Raw genomic sequence first — 1,356 nt, 5'->3', positions numbered from 1 at the left:
CCTGAGGGATCCCCACGAATTTTTCATTAAGCAGCCCACCGGACAGCATACTCAGCAGTATGCTGTCTGAACCGTTCGATTATTCCAAACTCGTTTTCTACGTCCATATCTTCCTCCCTCGTTGCTAGAATTCTGGCCCCTAAAAAAACACAACTCAGCACATGACGGCGCTTTTCTGTATTAGCCTGGAATCGTCGAGCCAACCCTGCATATCTAGCCACCAAACCCAGCAGATGAAGATAGAGACAGGATAAAGTGCCTATCATTACTAACACCATAAGCCGTTGAGTACTCTTTGTTTTATGCATATTCATCCCAAGCCCGAACCGCTCGGATTTATGGTCCCTGAAGCTTTCTTCTATCTGCATACGGGCACCATAGCGTTTGACGACTGCACTTGCCTGAGCCGCTGTTTTAACCTCAAGTGAAGTGGCCAACAACCAGGGTTCCTTCCAGCCCTCTGCTGCATTTAAACTGGTCCCACTGCGTTTGGGTTGGCCTTTACGATTCAAGGCGTGCCGCCCCTTTGATTGGCCTTTATACAACACCAACGTCGTTTTGAATGGATTGCTTTTTGCCACGCTCACCTCATCAAACCAAAGGGCTTTTCCGCTGGCCTGCTCATACAACGACTTGCACGGCAGCCAATTATCCGGTTTTACCTCGTACTGAGTTTGATGCCGCACTCTGCCCAGATAATCCCATCCAGTATCAAGGACTTGTCTGAACCATGGCCCTCTAAAGCCTGCATCTGTCACCACGATGGGCTTGCATGAGGACGGAATGATATTTTTGAGGTTATCCAGAAACTGACGATGGGTCGCAGGTTTATCTCTTCGTTCCAAAGGGTGGACTTCTTCATACACGGTCACGGAGCGGCCCTGACATACCAAAGCAGCCCGAAGCAGGAAGTTCTTTTGCTCTGGTTCCATATCTGACCAATCCACCAACAGCACTGGCTGAGCGAGGCCACTTAAGAAGAGCCGACTGATTTGACGATAAATATCGGGGATTTCGCGGTGTAAGTTCAGATTGGAAAGCAGACGGTCTGCACTTTTAATACGATGTTTTTCATAAGCTTTTGTGTCAATACCACGTCCTAACGAAGTGACTGTCAGATGGTTCTTCAGGGACGCGCTAAGGATGCAATTTTCTAACGATTGTCGACGAGCAGTGTGCATTGAGGGTGTGACAGAGTGGAGGAAATTGGTTAGCATGTGACGAACATTCATGGTGCTTCCTTGGTAGGTTTGTTTGGCGATAGATCTGATCACCGAACACCATGAATGTTCTCACTTACTTAATTTTTTGTATCACCTCTATGATTTTACTCATATTTTTGTGGGGATACCTCAG

Annotated in this window: 1 protein-coding gene; it reads right to left on the bottom strand. The window is 47.4% G+C overall.

Features of this window, described 5'->3' with window-relative positions:
* Positions 1-26: 26 nt before the first annotated feature.
* A complete protein-coding gene (locus IEW88_RS18615; protein ID WP_147905577.1) occupies positions 27-1,232 on the bottom strand; it encodes an IS4 family transposase in 1,206 nt (401 codons plus the stop codon).
* Positions 1,233-1,356: the final 124 nt, after the last annotated feature.

The sequence above is a fragment of the Rheinheimera tangshanensis genome (assembly GCF_014645135.1).
GTDB lineage: Bacteria > Pseudomonadota > Gammaproteobacteria > Enterobacterales > Alteromonadaceae > Pararheinheimera > Pararheinheimera tangshanensis.
The sequence above is the reverse complement of the archived record's forward strand: the minus strand, read 5'-3'. Positions and strand labels throughout refer to the sequence as shown.